General features: G+C 62.3%; 21 protein-coding genes. 6 read left to right on the plus strand and 15 right to left on the minus strand.

Annotated features, from left to right (window positions below; genetic code table 11):
• Nucleotides 1-168: 168 nt before the first annotated feature.
• Together HGI47_RS08415 and HGI47_RS08420 are read right to left on the minus strand one after the other, a co-directional pair.
• On the minus strand, nucleotides 169-408 hold the full coding sequence (locus tag HGI47_RS08415) for an AlpA family transcriptional regulator (RefSeq protein ID WP_370073149.1): 240 nt from the start codon (nucleotides 406-408) through the stop codon (nucleotides 169-171).
• A 45-nt stretch (nucleotides 409-453) separates the two neighbouring features.
• Nucleotides 454-915 (minus strand): transcriptional regulator, encoded by a 462-nt coding sequence (locus tag HGI47_RS08420; protein ID WP_118074354.1) that lies wholly within the window; start codon nucleotides 913-915, stop codon nucleotides 454-456.
• A 350-nt stretch (nucleotides 916-1,265) separates the two neighbouring features.
• Between HGI47_RS08420 and HGI47_RS08425 the strand changes: the two genes are divergently transcribed.
• On the plus strand, nucleotides 1,266-1,520 hold the full coding sequence (locus HGI47_RS08425) for a hypothetical protein (protein ID WP_168852180.1): 255 nt from the start codon (nucleotides 1,266-1,268) through the stop codon (nucleotides 1,518-1,520).
• The gene (locus HGI47_RS08430) at nucleotides 1,517-1,714 is read left to right on the plus strand and encodes a DUF6437 family protein (protein WP_240950078.1); all 198 of its coding nucleotides are present in this window, start codon (nucleotides 1,517-1,519) and stop codon (nucleotides 1,712-1,714) included. The genes HGI47_RS08425 and HGI47_RS08430 overlap by 4 nt, the downstream gene beginning before the upstream one ends.
• A 115-nt stretch (nucleotides 1,715-1,829) precedes the next feature.
• On the opposite strand, the gene HGI47_RS08435 is transcribed toward HGI47_RS08430, so the two are convergent.
• The 11 genes from HGI47_RS08435 to HGI47_RS08485 form a co-directional block, all read right to left on the minus strand.
• Nucleotides 1,830-2,219, minus strand: a complete 390-nt coding sequence (locus tag HGI47_RS08435; protein WP_007688363.1) for a single-stranded DNA-binding protein — start codon at nucleotides 2,217-2,219, stop codon at nucleotides 1,830-1,832.
• 304 nt (nucleotides 2,220-2,523) lie between these two features.
• Nucleotides 2,524-2,952, minus strand: coding sequence for a hypothetical protein (locus HGI47_RS08440; protein ID WP_168852297.1), 429 nt, complete (start codon nucleotides 2,950-2,952; stop codon nucleotides 2,524-2,526).
• A 10-nt stretch (nucleotides 2,953-2,962) separates the two neighbouring features.
• Complete coding sequence (locus HGI47_RS08445) at nucleotides 2,963-3,424, minus strand: DUF6878 family protein (protein ID WP_168852298.1); 462 nt, start codon at nucleotides 3,422-3,424, stop codon at nucleotides 2,963-2,965.
• Nucleotides 3,425-3,545: 121 nt separating this feature from the next.
• Nucleotides 3,546-4,499 (minus strand): DUF2493 domain-containing protein, encoded by a 954-nt coding sequence (locus HGI47_RS08450; protein ID WP_168852299.1) that lies wholly within the window; start codon nucleotides 4,497-4,499, stop codon nucleotides 3,546-3,548.
• A gap of 302 nt (nucleotides 4,500-4,801) precedes the next feature.
• Nucleotides 4,802-5,224: a hypothetical protein gene (locus HGI47_RS08455; protein ID WP_168852300.1), complete on the minus strand. Its 423-nt coding sequence runs from the start codon at nucleotides 5,222-5,224 to the stop codon at nucleotides 4,802-4,804.
• Between the two features lie 11 nt (nucleotides 5,225-5,235).
• Nucleotides 5,236-6,177 (minus strand): ArdC family protein, encoded by a 942-nt coding sequence (locus HGI47_RS08460; RefSeq protein WP_168852301.1) that lies wholly within the window; start codon nucleotides 6,175-6,177, stop codon nucleotides 5,236-5,238.
• Between the two features lie 166 nt (nucleotides 6,178-6,343).
• The gene (locus tag HGI47_RS08465) at nucleotides 6,344-8,332 is read right to left on the minus strand and encodes a ParB/RepB/Spo0J family partition protein (protein WP_168852302.1); all 1,989 of its coding nucleotides are present in this window, start codon (nucleotides 8,330-8,332) and stop codon (nucleotides 6,344-6,346) included.
• 313 nt (nucleotides 8,333-8,645) lie between these two features.
• Nucleotides 8,646-10,082: a DUF2235 domain-containing protein gene (locus HGI47_RS08470; RefSeq protein WP_168852303.1), complete on the minus strand. Its 1,437-nt coding sequence runs from the start codon at nucleotides 10,080-10,082 to the stop codon at nucleotides 8,646-8,648.
• A gap of 46 nt (nucleotides 10,083-10,128) precedes the next feature.
• Nucleotides 10,129-11,046 carry an SAVED domain-containing protein gene (locus HGI47_RS08475; protein ID WP_206066070.1) on the minus strand — a complete coding sequence of 306 codons (918 nt, stop codon included), beginning with the start codon at nucleotides 11,044-11,046 and terminating at the stop codon, nucleotides 10,129-10,131.
• Between the two features lie 217 nt (nucleotides 11,047-11,263).
• Entirely contained in the window at nucleotides 11,264-11,713 is a 450-nt protein-coding gene (locus HGI47_RS08480; protein ID WP_168852304.1) for a hypothetical protein, read from the minus strand.
• A 2-nt stretch (nucleotides 11,714-11,715) separates the two neighbouring features.
• Nucleotides 11,716-12,843 carry a nucleotidyltransferase gene (locus HGI47_RS08485; RefSeq protein WP_240950079.1) on the minus strand — a complete coding sequence of 376 codons (1,128 nt, stop codon included), beginning with the start codon at nucleotides 12,841-12,843 and terminating at the stop codon, nucleotides 11,716-11,718.
• Nucleotides 12,844-13,110: 267 nt separating this feature from the next.
• Here HGI47_RS08485 and HGI47_RS08490 point away from each other — a divergent pair, with 267 nt between their 5' ends.
• The 4 genes from HGI47_RS08490 (at nucleotide 13,111) to HGI47_RS22635 (ending at nucleotide 15,401) form a co-directional block, all read left to right on the plus strand.
• Entirely contained in the window at nucleotides 13,111-14,166 is a 1,056-nt protein-coding gene (locus HGI47_RS08490; protein WP_039337795.1) for an ImmA/IrrE family metallo-endopeptidase, read from the plus strand.
• 4 nt (nucleotides 14,167-14,170) lie between these two features.
• The gene (locus HGI47_RS08495; RefSeq protein ID WP_039337794.1) at nucleotides 14,171-14,662 is read left to right on the plus strand and encodes a hypothetical protein; all 492 of its coding nucleotides are present in this window, start codon (nucleotides 14,171-14,173) and stop codon (nucleotides 14,660-14,662) included.
• Nucleotides 14,652-14,801, plus strand: a complete 150-nt coding sequence (locus tag HGI47_RS08500) for a hypothetical protein (protein WP_168852306.1) — start codon at nucleotides 14,652-14,654, stop codon at nucleotides 14,799-14,801. The genes HGI47_RS08495 and HGI47_RS08500 overlap by 11 nt, the downstream gene beginning before the upstream one ends.
• Before the next feature lie 300 nt (nucleotides 14,802-15,101).
• Entirely contained in the window at nucleotides 15,102-15,401 is a 300-nt protein-coding gene (locus HGI47_RS22635; RefSeq protein ID WP_240950081.1) for a hypothetical protein, read from the plus strand.
• Nucleotides 15,402-15,466: 65 nt separating this feature from the next.
• On the opposite strand, the gene HGI47_RS08510 is transcribed toward HGI47_RS22635, so the two are convergent.
• Both HGI47_RS08510 and HGI47_RS08515 read right to left on the minus strand, forming a co-directional pair.
• Nucleotides 15,467-16,201 (minus strand): RES family NAD+ phosphorylase, encoded by a 735-nt coding sequence (locus tag HGI47_RS08510; protein ID WP_168852307.1) that lies wholly within the window; start codon nucleotides 16,199-16,201, stop codon nucleotides 15,467-15,469.
• Nucleotides 16,198-16,611 (minus strand): MbcA/ParS/Xre antitoxin family protein, encoded by a 414-nt coding sequence (locus HGI47_RS08515; protein WP_168852308.1) that lies wholly within the window; start codon nucleotides 16,609-16,611, stop codon nucleotides 16,198-16,200. The genes HGI47_RS08510 and HGI47_RS08515 overlap by 4 nt, the downstream gene beginning before the upstream one ends.
• Between the last annotated feature and the right edge of the window lie 50 nt (nucleotides 16,612-16,661).

Here is a 16,661-nt window from a genome sequence, read left to right on the forward strand (position 1 = left end):
TCTTCGTAAAACCGGCGAGTTCCCGTCCATTAGGAGCCAGAAAGCAACAGACCAGAGAGCGATCTCACATCGGCAGACATTTGCACTGGACGGGCAAGCGCCGGATTGATGGTGTATGATCATCGCGGTCTGACGCGAGAAGTGCCGACGACATAGATCACGACAAGATCAGGTTTGCATTCGCGATACGGCGCGGATCCACTCGTCAATTTCCGCCTCAACCCATACGGCACATTTGGGCCCCAGCGATCGCGACCTTGGGAAGCGCCCCTCGCTCATACGCTGATAGATGGCGGAGCGGCGCAGTCCGACGCGGGCGATCACTTCCGGCAGGCGCAAAAGCCTCGCCGGCGGCGCTGCCTCGGGCGGTTGATGCGTGTGCATTTCATCTGGTATTGCATGCGGCATTGTTGATCTCATTTGCTCGGGTTCGGTCCCCTCCGAACTCTCAGGCTACCGCGACAGCGCCAGCGCGATGTCGCGGCCCACAAAATCATCGATGTGCTTGGCAAGCATTCGCGCCACCAGCTGTGAGGTGCCGTTGGCCCACCGAGGCCGCAGATCCTCAATCCGCCGCCCCAGGGTCCGCTGAAGATGGACTGGGAGGCTAGTGAAGAACTCTTCGAGAAATTCGCCCATCTCGCCATGCATCCACTCGCAAGCGAGCTCTTCTTGCCCGGCAAGAGCAAGGATCATGGTCGCGAGGGGGTGCGCTCCACAGGCGGCGAGCACTAGTGCCGCTTCGTCGAGCCCGATAGGCCGCTCGCCACGCGCTACGCGAAGCAGGGTCTCGCGGTGCATCCCGCATTCACTGGCAATCCTGTGGCGGGGTTTGCCGCCGGCATCGATCGCATGGGCGAGCACGCGAGCCAGACTTTGATTAGCCGGTCTGGCAACGGTGGTTGGATGGTGCATGGCTGTCTCCTTGCATCTGCACTGATGCGATTCGCAGGCATATCGCGAAGCATCCCATGTAGGAAAATGAAAAGAACATACACGGAACATCTCGTTTAGAGGCGAATCAATTCCTCTATCCGAGTCGTCGCCAAATCCCGGCTGCCGAGACGGCGTTCACCGACACAAAAAGACTGACTTTACGTCCTTATCGTCGATTTTATGCGTTGAGCGGGAAAAGATGCGTCCGCATCCTTCCACCTCCAGACGGTATTGCCGCTCAACACTTTCCTACGAACATTTCCTAGATGCATGTGGAACACACAGCGAACGCAAGAACGCTGTGACCACCCCTCCAACCGGAGCTTCACATGCAGTCTCTCACCCTCCCCCGGCGCGCCAGCGTCAAGGGTCTCGGCAAGACCCTCAACATTGCCATCCCGGTCGCAATCGCGGCGCTTGCGGCGAGCGCCGCCTATGCCGGCGCTGACACGACCTTCACCCCTGCCCTCACGAAGTTCACCTACATGCCCCCGCAGTGCCAAGATCGTCAGCGGAGGGGACCAACGGCCAGCGAGAAGGAAGCACTATGGCCAGGTCCAAACCCACTGCACGAGATGCCTTGAAGAAGCTGCGTGAACAGCGTGCCCAACTTGAGAACGAGGAGGCACGTCTCCGCGAAGAAGCAGCGACCGAACTCGGAAAGCTGCTGATCGAGTGCGACGCGGAGACGATCGAACCGGCACAGTTGCGCCAGATCGTTCGCGCATCGATGGCGCTCGGGATCGAGGAAACGCTGAAGCGGCTAGCTCCCGCGTAAGCCCAACCCGGCGGCGGCAAGGGGTTCGATGCCCCGCGCCGCCGCATCGCAGGTGTATAAAAGAAAAGGCCCCGATGGCGTCTGCCACCGGGGCCTTGTCGTGAGGCAAGGACATTCAGTCCTCATCGATATCGGGAGCGCCCTCGTTGCTGCCGGAGCGGCCCTTGGTGAGGAAGTCGACCTTGTCAGCGATGATCTCGCAGCCGTAGCGCTTGGTGCCGCTCTGATCTTCCCACTGGGTGTAGTGGATGCGCCCTTCGACCGTCACGAGCTGGCCCTTGGTGCAGTACTTGGCGACATTCTGGCCGAGGCCGTTGAAGCAGGTGATCCGATGGAATTCGCTGTCCTTGGCGGTGTAGCCGTTTTCGTCCTTGTAGGTCTTGCCATCCTTGCGGGCGGGACGGTCAGTCACGACCGAGATCGAGGTGATGCTGGTTCCACCCTGGGTGGTGCGGGTTTCGGGGTCGCGAGCGATGCGGCCAACGAGGATAACGAGATTGGTCATGGGTTTTCTCCTGATCGAGCATTCCGGGTCCATCCCGGCTGCAAAACCCGAGCAGAAGCGCCCCGCGGCGAAGCGCACCGAAGGGGAACCCGGAGCTGGTTCGGGTGGTGCGGGCAGCCGGGCACAGCCCGGCAACTCGGCCGGACCTGATCCGGGTTGCGCGTCTCGACGGGGGGTGATTCAGGGACAGGTTTGCATCGAAGCCGGGTGGAGCTGGATGCCTTGAACAGGTTTGCCCTGCCTCGTTTCCCTCCGGTCCTGGCCGGATCATCCCTCCCAACCTGCCACCGCGGAGAACCCCTTCCTAGATCAGCGTACTGACCGCTCCTCCAACAGGTGGCTCATTCCTGGACGCAACTGCTTCGCCGGGGAGAGGCATATCGATCGTCACCCCTTCTCCGCCGTCCAGAGGGTTGCCTCGCAGCATCCAGGCCTGCGGCGTGATCAAGCGCGCCCAGTCCGCAAAGGAGGGGATTGAGCCCAAGTCTTCGCGTACGTGCTGTTCGCCGACCAGACGCACCGGAACGACCCGGCCATCGGCATTGACGAGGGTCTCGCCGAAGATCGCCTCCAGCATGAATATCCCCTCGGCATGGTGCCGCAGCGCGCGGTGCCGAGGGTCTGCCAGGATTGCCTTGGACTGGTCGAACCACTGGTGCAGCGGGAGATAGTCATCGACCGTGCCGCCCCATTTCCGGACCGACGAGAGGGCGTGGTAGTAGCAGTGGGCCATGCCAATTCTCCTAGAGCTCGGTCGAGTGATCATCGGTCGCGATGAAGCGCATGCTGCAGTCGAGCACGAAGGTCGCTTCAGCCACATCGATCACCAATTCGCCGCAGGCACCGTCGTTGATCTCCCAGCCAGGATGGTGACGTTCGAGCGCCAGATAGGTCAGCTGCTCGAGAGCGCGCCCGAGTGAGTGCAGCTCTGCGGAACCATCACCATCCGAGTTGCCTGCTTCGTCTTCCAGAATGGTGACATCGGGGCACGCAATCGCGGCACCAGCGGTATCGAGGCACGCGCATTCCTCAACAGCACCGCTGTCGCCGCAGCCGTCAAAGCGGATCTCGACGCGGGCGATCCCGGCTTCCTGCAAACGCAGGAGAATGACGGTCTTGAGCTGCTGAATCTCTTCGAGCACCTGGGTCTGCCGCTCGGCCTGGCGAACGGCAAAATCGGCCATCACAGCCTCGATATCGATCATGAACTGCCTCCTGTAGAAAGGAGCCAACGACCTCCGCTGGCTCAAACTGACAGGCGCGCGCCTTTCCTCTGATGGGCGACGCCAGCGCCGATCCGGCGCTGGCGCGAAGACCGACAGGGCCTCAGTCGGTCCCTGCCGAAGTGCTCTTCGGATTGGTGCCAAGGGGACCGCGGCGATCGACCACGGTGATCCGCCGAGTCTTGGCTTCGATCACCAGGCGTTCGAGTACGCCATTGCCCGGAAAGGCGATGACGTAGCGCGGATCGAGGGAGAGCATACGCTCGTTGCGCTTGAATCCGGCACGGGCGCCCAGGCGCATATCGAGCGAAAACGTGACCTGCGGGATGCCGCGCCGTTCGGCCCAGCTCGATGCCAGACGGTCAACGCCCTTGGTATCACCGCCGTGAATGAGCACCATGTCGGGCACGCGGTCGCGGACCTTATCGAGCGTAGCCCAGACGTTGTTGCCGAAGGTCAGCGCATCGTCTTCGGTAGCATGACGGGTGCGCCCGCCGGCGAACACGACCGGGGTTCCTTCGGGCACGGCCGCACGACGTTTGGCCTCGGCGCGGGCGCGCAGGAAGTCGCGACCTTCGACGAGTGCCGAGGTGAGCATTGCACTGTGATTGAAGCGAGAGCTGGAGACTGGCTTCCAGGAGGAACCGAACTCGTTGAGGTATAGGGCTGCGGCGACCTCGCGCATCTCTTCTAGCGCCAGCATGGCGCTTTCGGCGCATTGCGCCCGCTCGACCTGGGTTTCGAGTTCATGGGTGTGGACCTCGGATCCGTCAGCCGTAGCAATCAGCGCGCGGACCTCATCGGTCGCCCGGTCGAGGGCAGTGGATTTTCGCTCGGCGGAGCGGTGAAAGATGTTGACGAAGGCCCAGCCGAGATCCTCGGCGTCGGCTTCAAGAGCGGTCCCCGACACCATGGCGAAGAGATCGGACCAGACCGCTTCGAGGGTTTGGACGACCGCCTCCCGGACTGGGAAATCGCTTGTCGATACGGGAGCCGGTCCAATCGAGAAACCGGCGAGATCGAGCCCGGCGAGTTGATCGGCGAATGACGTGTGCATAGGGTATCCTCCTGACTGACGTAAGGCCGACGCACCCGTTCATGGCTGCGCCAGCGAGAGCCCGTCAGGGCCAGCATTCAGGCAGGATTGCGCACCCGTCAGGGGGAACCCGGCTTGGCGGGCTGGCGCGGGCAGGCCTTGAGCCCAAAGGGCCAAGGCCAACACGGGCCCGACCAAGCCGGGTTGCGCAAGACTGGCGGCTGGCCCAGGGCCTCTCTTGCATGGCGACAGACCATGACCGGCCGGCAAAGTTCAGTCAGGGATGGCAACCCAAAGCGCTGCGCCTGACCAACTCGCGGAGCTTAAGCTGCGCGCTTGGTGTAGACCCCCTCGCCATTCGACATGTGCCCGAGGCAATCGTAGTCGCCGAACATGGCATCGAAGCGGGATGCGATTTGGGACAGCCAGCGCCTTGCCCGCGGTGACCGGGCCGTGCGCCAATCGGCGTCCCAATAGGACCCGTCATCGCGTTCGACGATCCAGACGGCAACCAGCCCGCCATAGACCGACACGCCGAAATCCGCATAGGCATTGCGCATGAGGATCCGGTCTTCCCTGCCGCGCCAGCCGTCATGCGGGATCAGCGAAGGGAAGGCTCGGACTGCGCGCTCGCGCAGGTCGTCGCGCAGCCATTCATACTCGAATTCCCAGTCGTCGTCGCCTTCGACCTCGAGCACCGTGAAGGCGACAATTGCGCCGCTGGGATAGCTGACCGATCGGCCCATGGTATCCTCCCTCAGGCCGCAAGCGCAGCGTCGTCTGACGCGTCGTCGAACTGCTCTGGAGTGACCCTCCCGCCGAGCTTCAGCAGCAGGCTCGCAGATTCTTCGGCCTTAGCCGCAGCGGTCAGGATGGCACGGTCGTCATCCTTCAGAAGCTTGAGCCAATGCTCGATATAGCTCGCGTGGCTATCGAGATGTGTGACCGGCAGCCCCAGCTCGGCGCCCAGCATGGCGCTGGAGAGTTCGGCGACCAGTTCCTCGGCGGCGTAGGTCGCCGTGCCGAAGCGGTTCTTGAGATCACGTCCCAGACGGCTGGTATGGCCGGTCCAGTGCGACAGTTCGTGTGCAAGCGTGGCGTAGTAGTGATCGAAACCAGAGAATAGGCTCGTTGGCGGCATTGTGACGCGATCCGCAGTCGGTTCGTAATAGGCTTCGCAGCCTTGGTGGCGCAGATTGACGGGGATGGCTGCGAAGAAGGCGTCGAGCTCGGCTTCGCGCCCTTCGGGCTCGACCAGTTCCAATGTCGCAGCCGGATGGAAGCGCTCGGGCAGACCTTCGACCTGATCGGCATTGAAGACCGGATAGGCCTTGAGCACCCGGCGCGCTTCGTCGGTCTTTTCGCCAGTATCGGGCGCTTCCACCTCCTTGGTGTAGCTCTTGTAGAAGATCGCGATGGTCGACTTCTCACCCTTGCGGACCTGGGCTCCGAGCGATTTTGCCTGGTTGTAGGTCATCCAGAACGGCGAGGCGTAGCCGCACATGTCGGCGACCATCCAGAGCCAGAACACGTTCATGCCCCGGTACGGAATCCCGCAGGCCCGCAAGGGCCGGGAGACCGGGACACCGCGCCAAGGCTTGATCCACGGCTTCGTGCCTGCTTCCAGACGGGCGATGATTTCCTGGGTGATGCGGGTGGCGGGCGACACGCCGCTGCCCTGCCGCTTGCGATAGGCCATGATGGTTCTCCTGATTGAGGCATCTGGACAGTCGGCGATCGGCTCGCCGGTCAGTGCCACAGGTTCCCGAGCCCCCTCTGCTCTACTTCCAAAAAGGAAGCGGCCCTCCGGCGTAAGCCAAGGACCGCTTCTCGAGGTGCGAGTGGCCGAGCCTGTCAGGAGGAGGTCAGGCGGCCAGCTCGCGGGGGGTATGAGTTTCGTCGTCGACACCAGGCCCAGCGTCATCTGCGTCGATGTGGGCTTCGCCCGCCTCCGGCGCAGCGGAGGCGAAGCGCATGACCTCAGGCACCCAGGCCAGAGCCTTTTCGCGGACCTCAACCTCGGTGATGTAGGTGCCGGCGAAGACGCGCTCCGCGCTCATCGCGAGGTCCCCCTTCTTGACCGAGGCAAAGCGCGAGGAGAGCTCGAGACCGCCGACATCAGTCAGCGCGTCAAGGATCGCCTGCTTCGACACCCGGTCAAAGTAATTGGCCGCTGTCGGGCGCCACCACTGCGCCATGTCGATGCCGATCAGGGTTCCGAGATGATCCTGGAATGGCAGCTGACGCTCACCGGCCATGTTGAGGCTCGCCTCGAGCGACCGGGCAACGACATAGCCGAGCCAGGCCGCGCGGCTGTCATCGGGCAGCGCCCGAAACAGATCGAAGCGGGAGATCGCATCGTCACCAGCACGCCAGCTTTCGTCGAGACTGGAGCGGAACTCGGCAAGCCCGCTGCTCGCCGGAGCATCCTTGGCTTCGAAGCCGATGATCGGGCCTGCCGGAACAGGCGCGCGCAGCGTGGTCGCAGTCCGCGCCCGCCAGTCGTGGGTATCGGCATCGACGAGCGTGAAGACCATGATGTCGAGCGCCAGGCCGGGGTCGGATGCAACGTGCAGCGCCAGAACATCCCGGCGCTGCATGGCGAGCTCGTCAACCAGGCGCTTGGACAAGGTCGTCCGGCGCTTGTCCGAACCTTCCCCGCCAGCAACGACTTCGACCCCGTCGTCGGCTTCGGCGGGTTCAGCCTGACGCTCGCCGTAGAACACCGGCTGGAGAACCGGCGTGCCATCGCGGGAGAGCACCAGCACCATTCCTGCCTCGGCCTTGAGCTCCGGCGCGATAACCGGCGGTCGGGCCCGGATTTCCTGGCATTCGCGTTCGATCGCTTCAATGGCCGCTTCGGCCGCAGCCACAGCCTCCTCGGCACTGTCCTCGTCTTCAAGGATTGCCGCATGCTCGTCATAGGAGGCATCGAGTTCGTCGAGCCTCGCCACTTCCGCTTCGGTCAATGGCGCCGGTTCGGCGGGAAGCCGGACCAGCCCTTCGACCAGGTCGTGGCTGGCATAGGAATCGAGCGTGGGCTTGACCCAGGCGAGGCCCTGCTCGGCGGCGAGGGCTTTGGCCTGCTCTTCCATCTTCGCGGCGGCGAGGCTCTCGAGCAGCGCGACGTCGACCCAGGATTCGCTGTCATCGTCATCGAACAATTCGCGTTCGATGCGACCGCCGGCGGCCATGTAGGCGTCCCGGCCAATGAGCCTGGCTCGAGGGTCACTGCCCCGCACAGTCCCGGAGAGGACCATGCGCCGGATGCTGTCGGGATTGGGCGCATAGTAGGCCGAGGAGACCTGCTCGAAGACACGGGCCTGGATATCCTGATCCGAGGTTGCGCCGAAGGCCTTGGCAATGTCGAGAGTGATTTGGCCGGAGGCCAGTGCCTCGAATACGACGGGCGCAAGCGTCGCGAGGCGCAGACGGCCCTCGACGAAGCGGACGGTCAGACCGAAGCGGCGAGCAACGTCCTCGACGGTGGCACCGCCTGCCACGAGCGCGGCAAAGGCCTGGGCTTCGTCGGCCGGGTTCATGGCGAGGCGGTGGAAGTTCTCAGCGAGGCTGGCCTCGACCGCAGCTTCGGCGCTGTCCTCGAGCACGAGGCAAGTCACTTCATGATCGCGGGCGAGGAACTTTTCATCCGTGAGCGCCAGCATTGCGCGGCGGCGGCGCTCGCCGGCTTCGACCTCGAACTTGCCCTTCGCGGCAGGCCGGACAATGAAATTCTGCAGCAGCCCATGGGCAGCGATGCTGGCCTTGAGCTCGGCATCGGCGGCTGGATCGCCGTGACGGCGGACATTGCGGGGAGACTGGACGAGCTTGTTCAGCGGGATCAACTTGATCATGGGACACACTCCTGATTGTGAGCCCGGTGCATCGACCATCGACGCCCAAATGGCTCAATCAGGGGAAAGCCCACTCCACTCTATTGCTCGGTCGGGACAAATCTATCGGAAGCCAGCTTGAGAGATTGGCCGAGCCGTTCGGCCAAACGGGCTTGCCGGAATCAGGAAACGCATGGCGATAAGCTGCCATCGGCAATGCCGGTGCTGGCGCTTAGCATCTCCAACGTTGGCGTTGACCTGACTCATAGATCATCTGAGCGTCCGCCCTTCAGTCATCTCCTCGATCGAACGGCACCGGACCGACCAACTGTTGTTACTTATAGAGGTGGCGGAAGCGTTCGTGACTTCGAAGTGCTTCGGGCCGATATGGGCCCTCTCCGCCTTGCCTAACTACGCTTTCAAGCCCAAACCTTTCCTCGACGGACGGGTGAAGCGTGGCCGCCGCGATGGGATCGCGCAACTCCGCTTTCCAGGTTAGTCGCTGGGTCAAGCAACGCAGCAAGGCAGGTGTCCGCTGCCTTATCAAGTCGGCCATACCTGCAATCTCGTCGTGCTGAACACCGGCGGCCGAAGGAAAGACTCGCAGACGACTGTAATCGATGGCCAATGGGTCGGGAACCGATCGAGCCTCATTGATCATCCATTGCAAGGCGATGTCCGACAGGCGCGATTCTGGCTCCGGGTAGCTTCCGCCAATGTCCGAATGGTTGCCTGCGAACCACATCTGCACGAAACGCTTGGCTTCACCGTCGATTTCGGGTCTGGTCTCAATGCCCTTGCCTGGACCCCAGGGCAATCGCGGAAAGTCGGCGCGGTTCTCATCGATGGCGATTGCGTGGCGGGCATAGCTGACCGCCCGGCCCAGCAAACGGTCAAAATACTTTCCGCTCCACTGCGCAACGTGAATGCTCGGGAAACGGCGGCCTTCAAGCGGAGGCCACATCACTTTCAGCGACGTGCGCAGATAGCGCCAAAGCGCATAGATGCCGAACAGGCCAGTCGCGACAAGGAACGACAAGCCCCAATCGAGCTCGAATGCCCAGCGCAGAGCCATGGCGGTGATCGCTGCGGCGCTAACGATAAGCAAGCCGAGGGCGAATATGAGCGCCAAGCGAAGCGGGCCTTTGGCGCCGAGCGAAGCCACGGTATCAAAGACGCCAATAAAATAGGGCGCGACGTTCGCCTCGCCATCGTCGTCCGACCCATGCGCCACGCGAAATCGACGACCAAGTTCTTCGCGCTCATCTTCGTATTTGGCGCGGTCCTGGCCGGCGCCATGCTCGGCAACCCGAAACACGGCGCGCTCAGCGATCTCGCGCGCGCCGAGACGAAACCGCGGCAGTTCGCCGTCGGGCGATTTCGTCGGGACGCCGCACAGCCTGATCACGTTCGCAAGGCTGCGCGCGGTGTAGGCCCCGCGGCTGAACCCAAACAGCCAGATGCGGTCGCCCGGCCGGTAGTGATTGATGATGAACTCGTAACAGTCGGCGATATTGGTGGTAATGCCGCGCCCCGTCACTGAAGACAGCAGCTTGGCGAACCAGCGCCGGATCGAGGTGAGGCCTGAAGCCCCGGCTTCGGTACCGAGGCCGGGATCGTAAAAGGCCACCTGCTCGGTGGGATTGATCGCGCTGTCGGGACCGGGCCGCGTCGCGCGATACATCTTGAAGATGTTGCTCATCCGCTGTTCCGGCCGAACGCCTCCGTCCTGGCCGGTACCATCGGAATAGATCACGATATTCTTTGGCACCGAGGCATTCCTTCCTTGGTATATCCATGGGCTTCCGAGCAGCGCATCACACCGATCCCGGCTGACCGACCGTCAGCGCGTAGACAAAGCCGCTATCCCGCTGCTGATCATAGATTCGGAGTTCGGGATCGGCCTTGGGCATCCATACCCTGCCGGTTTCCACGGCAAGCGACGCCGGCAGGGCTGGAAACACATGAATGACGACTTGGTCGCCGTGTCGGGCTTTGATCGCATCGAGCAGCCGGCGCAGCGCCGTGCGATAGGCAGCCTGATCTTCGGGGCTGCGAACGATGTCGTTATGGGGAGCTTCGGCACACAGGCTCCAGATCGCGGCATCGTTGCCGACGACACGCTCAATACGATCATCGGTGATCGTCGCGCTCACGCCCAGCTTGAGGGCAACTACGCCGTTTCGCCCTGATGCCGGTTCGGTCGTCTGATAGCGCACGCGCACGCCGTCGCGCTGCCAGGTCCAAGTCGAAGGCTCACGGTGCCGTTGATGGACGACCATCGGCACGATGTCGCAGAGCAAACGGCCGAGTTCGATGAGCAGCGGCTGCGGCGCCAAAGCGAACACGCTGAGATGGCGGATGTCCTGGCGCTCGATCCTACCGCCAACCCGTGCTGCGAAATTGCGCTGGAGGTTGGTCTGCTGCATGGCCCAGAACGCCGGATCACTGTCGGCGAACGCATGGCCGGTCATTTCCAGGTCGATCGTCTGCGCGCTCGCTGGATGGTGATCGGGCGGCATGGCAGCGAAAATGGCCCTGGTTGAAACCAGTGCTTCATTCGCGCCGATGCTGGCGCCGAACCGCAGCACATGCGAGGCCCGATCCTTGTCGATCCCGGCGAGCATCGCGACGCGAGCCTCATGCTCGGCCTTCATTTCGACGAGAAGGGCCTCGGGATGATCGACCAGACCGTCGACATCGATCAGCTTGTGATGGACCGCGCACATCAGCATGAGATTGTCGAGGCTCTTTGCAAGTAGCGGAGACCTTATTGGATCACCCCGCGGCCCATCGGCGCTGTCCGCGACGATGTGCGCGATGAAGCCGAACAGTGCGTTCTCATTGCCAGAGATGAGATCGCCAACAAGGTCGTGATTGCATCCCCGGTACTGGCAGCGCCCGGCGGATCGTGCCCAGAGAGCTGACTGAACCTTTTGCGGAACTTTCGTCTTAGCGACGGGCCACCTCCACATGGCGGCCGCTCGCCGTCCATTCGCCGGTAGCGCGCCAGCCTTCATAAGCGGCCAGCCATTCGATGGTCCAAGGGATCGTCGTTTCGGCAAGTAGGTCGGCAGGCGACCAATCGCCTGCCTCAGGGTCGAGGAGGCAAAGCGTCACTCCGCCGTTGGGTCCGTAATAGACGTGTGGCAACCGCCCTTCGCGGTCGCCGGGTCGCGGTCGGAGCTGCGGATTCAGGACCGAGACGCGCGGCTGCAAACGGCGCGGGTCCAGATTTTCAATAAGCAGCGGCGCGCGGTAAAAGATGCCGACGCGGTACGTCTGCAGAAGCGGGCGAACTGGCCCCTCCCAAGCCGCGGCATCTCCATCTCGTTCGACCATGGCGAAATCGGGCCAGATCGCCCGCATCGCTTCAATCTGCGCTTCGATGCCATGGATCATGCTCAGCGACGCTCACCCATGTTCGTGTGCGCCCTGGCGGCAACCGGCGCTAGCGCGCTTGCCCCGGTGATGATCGCAGGCGCTGCCGGCGTAAACAGGCCGCCTGTGCGCGTATACCCATGCTGGCGCGCCTGTACCTGCTGGCCGAGGCGCTTGTTGAAAAGGTCAATCGAACGCGTGACGACACGCTGGCCAAACAGATCGCGCAGCCAATCCTGCAGGTTCTCGAGTTGCACGCCGCGCTCACGCGCCATCTGAAGGCCATCGGCCAGACCATGGAGTGCCCGGGCATAATGCTGCTGCTGCGACTGGTTTTCCGGCCAGCGGTCGGTGAACCGCTCCTCGAAAAACTCAGGATTGGCGACGTCGAGCAGCTTGTTCTGGCGTGCAGCCTGATCAATCGCACGCGCGGTCCAGCGCGCCTGGCGCATCACCATATCTGCCAGCCCCATGCCCGGTACCGCGGCGTGACCAGCATGGCACGACAGCACGACCGAAGGCGGCATCCGGCCGGCCTCATCGGCATAGAGAATGTTGCGATGGCGCTTGATGAGTTGGAGCGCGACGGTGGTTACGCTCTTGATCAGCAGCGGCGTCTGCTCCGGCACCTCCTCTACTTCGGCGGCATCGAAGGTGAAGCCGTGCTTGGCGTAGAGTTCGCGGTTGAGCGCCAGCGCGAAACGCTCTTCGACCGGCGTCCGATCATTGTACCAGGCGCAAAAGCCATAAGCGTTCATCGGAACGTAGCGGTGCTCTTGCGGCTTGCCCTTCTTGGCATGGGCGATCACGCCCTCCTTTTCCTTGTGGGCGAGCCGCCGCGCTGGCGTCACGTCGAGGTGCATGCCGTCCGCGTAATAAAGGGTGATGCAGCGGGTCTTGCGTTCGATCCGCGAGACCGGATAGCCCTTCAGTGCGGCCTCCAGAAGATCGAGCAGTTCCTCCGGCCCCTCGCTGCCGCCGATGATTTCTACGACCGCGTCGAGGTCATATTCGTCGTCGGTGCCGCGCGTCGAAATCGTTGCGTCGATGGCCATCGACCCTTGCGGATAGAAGCTCGACACCCGTCCTTCGAGCGGGCTCCCGGGACGATCGATATACCGGCAGACTGCCCCGTATCTATCAACCGCCATGGCATGGAGACCAGGCGGCAACTGCAGATTGAGTGCAATCTCGGCGAGGATCGCATCAAGAGGATCTCCGAATGGATCATTCGGCCTGCCGTCGCCGCGAAAGATACTTGAGGCCATCAGTGAAACTCCGGTTTACAAAATTTCGTTATAATGCCACCACAAAACCACATCTGGGGCCACATTGATGGTGTTTCAAGGGGTGTCGGTTTACAAAAATGGCACTATATAGATTTTTTGTAAACCAAGGAGACGAAAGGTAGCCAAGCCATGATCGGCACGAGACTGAAGCTCGCCCGCGCATCCTCTGGATTGTCGCTGCGCGACCTCGCCGAGCGCATGGGCAACGTCGTCAGTGCGCAGGCGATCGGAAAATATGAGCGGAACGAGGATATGCCGGGTTCGCGCGCACTGATGGCGCTTGCGACGGCGCTGGGCGTCAGCGAATCCTATCTGCTCAGCGATGAGGAGCTGACGCTCGAAGGCGTCGATTTTCGCAAAAAGCGCACCGCCAAGGAAGAGGCGACGATCGAGGCGCAGACGCTACAGCTGCTCGAGCGCTATCTCGCGGTAGAGGATATGCTCGGTCTCAAGAGCGTCGAATGGGAGCAGCCGCGTAGCGCGCCCTATCCGCTGCACGACGTTCGCGATGCCGAAGATGCAGCCCGCTCAGTGCGCGAGGAATGGGGGCTCGGCCATGACCCAGTGCCAAAGCTCGCCGAACTGCTGGAGGAACGGGGTATCAAAGTGCTCTCGATCGATCTTGAAGACATCGACGGTCTCGCAGCGCGGGTAATGCGCAAGGAGCGTGACGCGGCGCGCGTGATCGTAGTGCGCAAAGACATCTGGTCCGAACGCAAGCGCTTCACTCTCGCGCATGAGCTTGGCCACATGGTGATGACGCCCACGGCAGGGGTCGATGATGAAAGCGCCGCCAACCGCTTTGCCGGCGCTTTCCTGATGCCGGCCGATGTCGTGCGCGCCGAGGTCGGCGCACAGCGCTCGGCCATCAGCATCGGTGAGCTTGTGGCGATCAAGGAGCGGTTTGGCGTAAGCGTCCAGGCAATCGCTTATCGCTGTCTTGACCTCGGCATTATCGATAGGAAGGCATTCTCGTTTCTTTTCAAGGAATTCACGAAGCGCGGGTGGCGCAAGAAACCTTTCGAGGAACCCGCACGCATCCCGCCCGAATATGAGGAGCCTAAGCGTTTCGAGCGGCTTTGCTACCGCGCGCTGGCCGAAGGCGTGATCGGCGAGAGCCGCGCCGCCGAGATGCTCGGGATCACCTTGCAGGCGCTAGACAAGCGCTTGGCCGAGGCAGCGTGAACGCGTGCCGTTTCTCGTTTCGGACACTTCGGTCATCATCGACCTTGATCGCGGCGATCTGCTCGAAGCTGCGTTCAAGCTCGATGACAGCCTGGTAGTCCCTGACCTCCTCTTCGAACGCGAGCTTGACGCCGAATTCGGCGCGCGGCTTCGCGCACTTGGCATCATCATCGAATCCCTCGATGGCAATGAAGTCCGTCGCGCTACGCAGCTGCGCCGCGCCGAGGAACGACTGTCCGTAGCCGATACGTTCGCTTTCGCCTTGGCGCAGGGGCGGCAATGGACGCTTCTGACCGGCGACAGCGTGCTCCGGTCTGTCGCGGAGGCGGAAGGGGTCGCCGTCCACGGCGTTCTATGGATATTCGACCGCATCGAGGCAGCCGGCATATGTGATGCTGCAACATTGCATGGCTGCCTGTCGAAGACTGCAGCCCATCCCCGTTGTCGCTTGCCGCGCAGAGAAATTGAGCTTCGCCTCAAGCGCTATGCAAACTGAGCATCTGACGGCCTGTGCCAATTCCGGATTAGCCGAAGGCTCGGCCGAAACCGGACAGGCCGACCCCGGCCCGCTGCCGTCGCCGAACTGTGCTGAACGTATGACGGCGCTTGACGAGCCAATTTTGACCCGGCAATGACCGCATGACGGCGACACTTGCCATCTCTGGGGCGAGGTCGGTAGCGCCAATGGACTCGCTCAGCACCCAACACTATCCTTTGCAATGATGTTCAAACTTCACTGCACCAAGAAGCTGCTTGATCGGATAAAGCCGGAAATCGTTGCGCCCGAATAAAGCGACACTTCGCTGGGAAATTGGTACGCCACCATCCTGTTCTGGAAGCCGCAAGTAGCTTTGCTGGTTTCCGAACAGACGCTGCTTCCCGTGCTTATGCCGCTGGCCCCAGCAGCCACGCTCGCTCGAAGATTCCCTTCACGCTTGGCGCTGGTTCTGAAGGAACAAGGCGTCCCTTCTGAATTCATCGCGCAAGAAGTCTGGCGGATGGACCAGGTCCGGTACGCAAAGACTGCGAATCGGAGCGTTGTTGGCATCCTCAATGAGTTCGTTAAGCAGGCAGAATTCTGGCTGGCTGCCTATGCCTATGAGAAGGGTGATGACGACGACCTTCTGGCGATTTCCGCCAAGCTCGCGGAGAGACCGTGTAGCCCGCTGTACAAGGGACCAGTTTCGCCGGACAGAGCGCTTCATGAACTCGTGAAGGCTGGTGCGCAGGAATGAACGCTCTGGCCGCCAGCTGCGCTCGAAGAACCTACCGCACTCGGCCGGAAACCCAGCTCGTTCGGTCAGGCGGGATCGGGCGGCAAATCGACAATCCGGAAGACAGCGCCCGATCCCGCATCACGAACCAGATCAACCCGCGCGCCATCCCAGTGATAGTCGAGGTGCCGCCCCTGAAGCGGATTTGATGCGCAGTCCGGGTAGAATAGCGCGACGCATTCCCCGCCGGGGTGCCGGATGCTCGGGTAAGCAATCCCGTTCGATCCCGCGCCCCTGAGGTGCCGCGCGAGCGCTTGAGATGCAGCGTAGCTGTCAGGATCGAGCGCCGAATCCGGCTTCCCCGCCAGAGTTCGGAGATCATGTAAGTCTACATCGACTGACATGACGATTTCCCGGAATTGCGAGGTCCAGCCAGGCGCTTCCTTGGTTCGTGCCATGAAGCGGGCATGGTGGTGGATCGTCTCGAACAGCGCGGTCTCAAACCGGTCGCCGACATAGAGCACGCCATAACTGCCATCGGCAAAGCGGCTCGGTCGATCGGTGCTGACATGGGTGAATGGCGCCATGAGGTAGGAGGCACCGTTGCCGCCGACGCGGCGGCCAACCGGAACGAGGTCGAGATTGCCAATCGTCGCCATGATGCGAGGATTGGTCTTCTGCTCCGCCGAGATCAGCAGTGGCCAGTCGGCGGGATCAGCGATGTCTTCGAACAGGTCGATCGGCGGAAAGGCACTGCGAATGATCCTGACAGCGCCCTTCCACTCGACTCTAGAAACGGGGATATCCGTTGTTCCGCTCACCAGCCACCACGCTCGGCGTCAAGGTAGCGACGCACCCGCATGATGTCGGTCAGCTCGCCTCCCAGCATCACGTCGAGCGCACTGGCTCCGCCGAACGCTTCATTCGCTGCTCTGATCCAAGAATACCCGCGGGTCGCTTCGGAGAAGATGATCCGGAGCGCCTTGTGGATCCCCATGAGGTTGGACAGGCGCGCACGACCGTCACGCGATACGCGCCCCGGCCCTTCCGCCTTCCATCGACGATAGGAGCGCAGTGGCATGTCGAGCAGGGTTGCAGCCTGCTCGTCGGTCAGTTCCCATTTGCCGAACAGATTGAGGACTGCCCGGAACATGGCCGCTGCCTCGCCCTGGGTAATCGGATCGGGCCGGAACGCGGTAACGGCAGTATCAACGGGTTGCAGAGCCAGCATGGCAGTTCTCCATATGGCATCATATATTCCAGATAATGCCATATGGCAAG

The organism is Novosphingobium sp. ERN07, from assembly GCF_012641335.1.
In the GTDB taxonomy this organism is placed as follows: domain Bacteria; phylum Pseudomonadota; class Alphaproteobacteria; order Sphingomonadales; family Sphingomonadaceae; genus Novosphingobium.

Coding starts and splice junctions, on each gene's coding strand:
- HGI47_RS08415 (WP_370073149.1), bottom strand. CDS start 408: ATGCCGCATGCAATACCAGATGAAATGCACACGCATCAACCGCCCGAG.
- HGI47_RS08420 (WP_118074354.1), bottom strand. CDS start 915: ATGCACCATCCAACCACCGTTGCCAGACCGGCTAATCAAAGTCTGGCT.
- HGI47_RS08425 (WP_168852180.1), top strand. CDS start 1,266: ATGCAGTCTCTCACCCTCCCCCGGCGCGCCAGCGTCAAGGGTCTCGGC.
- HGI47_RS08435 (WP_007688363.1), bottom strand. CDS start 2,219: ATGACCAATCTCGTTATCCTCGTTGGCCGCATCGCTCGCGACCCCGAA.
- HGI47_RS08440 (WP_168852297.1), bottom strand. CDS start 2,952: ATGGCCCACTGCTACTACCACGCCCTCTCGTCGGTCCGGAAATGGGGC.
- HGI47_RS08445 (WP_168852298.1), bottom strand. CDS start 3,424: ATGATCGATATCGAGGCTGTGATGGCCGATTTTGCCGTTCGCCAGGCC.
- HGI47_RS08450 (WP_168852299.1), bottom strand. CDS start 4,499: ATGCACACGTCATTCGCCGATCAACTCGCCGGGCTCGATCTCGCCGGT.
- HGI47_RS08455 (WP_168852300.1), bottom strand. CDS start 5,224: ATGGGCCGATCGGTCAGCTATCCCAGCGGCGCAATTGTCGCCTTCACG.
- HGI47_RS08460 (WP_168852301.1), bottom strand. CDS start 6,177: ATGGCCTATCGCAAGCGGCAGGGCAGCGGCGTGTCGCCCGCCACCCGC.
- HGI47_RS08465 (WP_168852302.1), bottom strand. CDS start 8,332: ATGATCAAGTTGATCCCGCTGAACAAGCTCGTCCAGTCTCCCCGCAAT.
- HGI47_RS08475 (WP_206066070.1), bottom strand. CDS start 11,046: ATGCTGATGTGCGCGGTCCATCACAAGCTGATCGATGTCGACGGTCTG.
- HGI47_RS08480 (WP_168852304.1), bottom strand. CDS start 11,713: ATGATCCATGGCATCGAAGCGCAGATTGAAGCGATGCGGGCGATCTGG.
- HGI47_RS08485 (WP_240950079.1), bottom strand. CDS start 12,843: ATGGCGGTTGATAGATACGGGGCAGTCTGCCGGTATATCGATCGTCCC.
- HGI47_RS08490 (WP_039337795.1), top strand. CDS start 13,111: ATGATCGGCACGAGACTGAAGCTCGCCCGCGCATCCTCTGGATTGTCG.
- HGI47_RS08500 (WP_168852306.1), top strand. CDS start 14,652: ATGCAAACTGAGCATCTGACGGCCTGTGCCAATTCCGGATTAGCCGAA.
- HGI47_RS08515 (WP_168852308.1), bottom strand. CDS start 16,611: ATGCTGGCTCTGCAACCCGTTGATACTGCCGTTACCGCGTTCCGGCCC.